This is a genomic window from Mesorhizobium sp. M2A.F.Ca.ET.067.02.1.1 (genome assembly GCF_004023285.1).
Taxonomy (GTDB): domain Bacteria; phylum Pseudomonadota; class Alphaproteobacteria; order Rhizobiales; family Rhizobiaceae; genus Mesorhizobium.
This window is the reverse complement of record NZ_RZSB01000615.1, coordinates 1-3,669: the sequence shown is the minus strand read 5'-3', so window position 1 is coordinate 3,669 and position 3,669 is coordinate 1. Positions and strand designations below refer to the sequence as shown.

Here is a 3,669-nt window from a genome sequence, read left to right as displayed (position 1 = left end):
GGATTGTCGTAATTGATGGTCGGCGGGATGACGCTTTCGCGCATGGTCATCAGCGAGAAGGCGGCCTCGACCGCGCCTGCCGCCGACAGCGTGTGGCCGATCATCGACTTGTTCGACGAGACCGGCATCGAGCCGATACGCTCGCCGAACACGGTGGACAGCGACAGATGCTCCATCTTGTCGTTTTCCGGCGTCGAGGTGCCGTGCGCGTTGACATATTCGATCTCGTCCTCGCTCATGCCCGCATCGGCAAGGACGGCGCGCACCGCCGCGATAGCCGGCGACGCATCGGGCTTGGAGCGAGTGCGGTGGAAATCGTCCGCCTTTTCGCCGCAGCCGCGCATGATGCCGAGGATCGTCGCGCCGCGGGCCAGGGCTGCTTCCAGCGATTCCAGCACCAGAGCGCCAGATCCTTCGGCGAGCACGAAGCCATCGCGATCCTTGGAGAAGGGTTTCGACGCCTTTTCCGGGATGTCGTTATGGGTGGAAAGGGCAGAAAGCAGCGAGAAGCGGATCAGCGCCTCGGCCGTCGCCGAGCCGTCGGCGCCGATCGACAGCGCCTTGTCGCATTCGCCGCGCCGAATCGCCTCGACGCCGAGCTGGATGGCGGTGGCGCCTGAAGCGCATGCGGTCGAGAGCGTTATCGGCAGGCCGCGCGTGCCGAAGCGGTCGGCCAGTCGGTCGGCGATCGAGCCGAACTGGGTGGTTTCGAAGATGTCGAGCTCCTTCAACGCGCGGGCGACGCGCAGCAATCTCTCGGAACCGCCATCCTTCTTGTCGGAATTATAGAGCGAGAAACGGTCGGCCCAGTCGAGCTCGACCGGCGGCGAGGCGAGGAACAGCGGGCCGCCGAAATCGCCGGAATCGAGCCGTGCTTCCGACACGGCTTCTTGGGCCGCGGTCTCCGCCAGTTCGTAAGTGAGGTGGCTTGCGCCCTTCGAGCTCGACGGCAGGAAGTCGACCATGCCGGAAATGCGGGTGTTGAGGTGATCGACCGGAAAGCGGGTGATCGGATGGATGCCGGATTTACCGGACGTCAGCGCCGCCCAGTTGTCGGTCTTGCCGACGCCCAGCGACGTCACGACGCCGATGCCGGTGACGGCCACGACCGGCCTGCCCATGTGGTCTTTGAGATTGGCCATGTTTTGTCCTGACAGCCTCGATCGTACCTCAGGCCGCTTTGATCAGCCCCATGCCCTCGAATTGGTGATAGCCGATCGCCGTTGCAAGGACTGCCTTCGGCGCACCGTCAAACGGCTTCTCGGCTGCGGCATCGAAAACGGGGTAACCGGCCTTGCGGTCGATCGCCATGGCCGCGAGCGCCACGGCGAAGGGGAACTGCGCCTCCTTCATATGGCCGGTCAGCGTCGAGAAGCCGCGCACGGCGAGCGCCGGATTGGCGTCGAGCGCCGCTTTCTCCGCGGCGGTGGCTGCATGAGCGCCCGAAGCGCCGGATATCGTCAGCAGTTCGCCGGCGGGGAATTCGGCCTGCTTCAGTAGGGCCACGATCTCGGCATCCAACTCACCCAGGCGGCGTCTGGCGCGGCCGGACACGATGGGGCCGAGCTCGGCGTAGATCCTTCGGCCGCGGCTTTTCGCGTGCTCGCGCTGCTCCAGCACCAGGAAAGCGCCGCCCGAACCGGTGACCACGCCGCCGCCCTCGGAGCCCTGGCGCTGCCAGACCGGCTTCCAGGGGCCGCGATGCAGGTAGCCGGCGAGCTCGTAGCCCAGCAGCATGTCGGAATGCTCCGTCTGGAAGGCGCCGCCGACCAGAACATGGGTCGACTGTCCCGAGCGGATGCGCGCGGCTGCCGTCTCGACGGCCGAGACGCCGGCGCCTTCCTCGCCCATGAAGGTGCGGGAGGAACCGGTGACCTTGTGGACGATCGATATGTTGCCGGCGAGCAGGTTGGAGAGCTGGGCCAGGAACAAAGTCGGCCGCAGTTCCGTCGTCAGCTTCTCGTTGAGCAGCACGTCGCGGTCGTTGCGGTTTTCGGAAGCCGCGAGGATCGCGGCGTCGACGGCCTCGTCGCGCTCGCCGCCACCGGCCGCCACCACCATGTCCATGGTCGTGCAAAGCTCGTCATTGCCCTTGATTCCGGCATCGTCCAGCGCCAGGCCGGCGGCATAGGTGCCGAGGCGCTGCCAGGTTTCCATCTGGCGCTGGTCGCCGCGCTTGGCGATCTGCAGGTTCCAGTCGATCTCAGGCAGGGGATGAATGGTATAGGGGGCGAAACGCTCGGCGTGGAGCACCGGCTGGAACCCAGGCTGCGTAAGCGTTTGCCAATGGGCATCCGGACCCTCTCCCAGCGAGGAGACAAGGCCGATGCCGGTGATGACGACGTCGTGGGAACTCATGGGCGGCTGTTGTGGGTCAGGCGACTTTTTGATTTTGCGCATGATCCTTTCCGAAAATCGATGCCGATTTCGGGGTCATGCGCGGAGCGCGTCAAGTTCGCGCTCGCCGTAGACATCAGGCGCTCTTGGCCGCGACCAGCGCGTCGATCTTGGCGCACAGGTTCTTCATGACGAAATAGTCGTCGGTCGAGGCCTTGCCGTCATTGACCTCCTGCGTCCACTTTTCCAGCGGCACCTTGATGCCGAATTCCTTGTCGATGGCGAAGACGATGTCGAGGAAATCGAGGCTGTCGATGCCGAGGTCGTCGATGGTGTGGCTCTCGGGCGTGATGGTGTCGATATCGATCTCGCTGGTATCGGCAATGATCTTGGCGACTTTCTCGAATGTGGTGGACAAGGGCTCTTCCTTCGGGTTGCGGGCGGAATCTGTCCGCATCTTGCTTTGCGCGCTGTCTAATCGGTTTTTCCCGGCAGGAAAAGGCCTGATGCGCCGGGAGCAGATGGGACGCCGGCTTTGGGAACGCAAGAAGGGCCGCCGTTCGAACCGGCGGCCCTTCCCATCTTACGCTGCGTCAGCTGGGCGACATGCATCAGTCGCGGAGCTTGACCAGATCGTTGAGCAGCCCGCCCGTCCCGTTGTGGACGGTGAGCCGCTCGACCTTGCCGGCGATGGCCTCCAGAGCCTCGAGCTCCTTCAGCCGCAGCATCACCGGGTTCTCGGCCATCACCTTGGCCGTGTTGAGCAGCGAACGCGTGGCGTTCGTCTCCTCGCGGCGGCGGATGACGTTGGCCTCAGCCTGCTTCTCGGCCGAAACCACCTGGTTGAGGATCTCGCGCATGTCGCCCGGCAGGATCACATCCTTGAGAGCGATGTCGCTGACCTCGACGCCGATCGCGGCCATGTCGTCGCGCACCTTGGCCGCCGCGTCCTCGTCGACCGTGACCTTCTTGTCGAGGATCTGGTCGAGCGTGAGCGCGCCAAGCGTCTTGCGGAAGGCGTACTGCAGGGCGCGGTAGAGGGCTTCCGAGAAGTCCTTCACCGTGCTCACTGCCTGGACCGGGTCGACGACCCGGTACTCGGCGGCGATGTTGACGCGGATCGTCACGCGATCCCTGGTCAGGACTTCCTGCCCGGCGACATCGAGCGACTGGCGCTTGATGTCGACGACCTTCACCTGGACCATGCGGCCGACATTCCAGAAGGCATGCACGCCCGCTTCAAGCGTGCGGACGAGCACGCCATCCACGAACAGCAGCCCGACCTGGCCGTCCACGACCGGAAGACGGAACACATGTTCCTGCATCCGGTCG

General features: G+C 64.9%; 4 protein-coding genes. All 4 read right to left on the bottom strand.

Features of this window, described 5'->3' with window-relative positions; translation table 11 throughout:
- A partial coding sequence (locus tag EOA28_RS28675) for a beta-ketoacyl-ACP synthase (protein WP_128315528.1) occupies positions 1-1,142 on the bottom strand: 1,142 nt, incomplete at its 3' end.
- Positions 1,143-1,170: 28 nt separating this feature from the next.
- The gene (locus EOA28_RS28670; protein ID WP_127251556.1) at positions 1,171-2,358 is read right to left on the bottom strand and encodes a beta-ketoacyl-ACP synthase; all 1,188 of its coding nucleotides are present in this window, start codon (positions 2,356-2,358) and stop codon (positions 1,171-1,173) included.
- A gap of 115 nt (positions 2,359-2,473) precedes the next feature.
- Entirely contained in the window at positions 2,474-2,755 is a 282-nt protein-coding gene (locus EOA28_RS28665) for an acyl carrier protein (RefSeq protein WP_042644943.1), read from the bottom strand.
- 193 nt (positions 2,756-2,948) lie between these two features.
- On the bottom strand, positions 2,949-3,669 hold a 721-nt coding region (locus EOA28_RS28660), incomplete at its 5' end, for a slipin family protein (protein ID WP_148670902.1).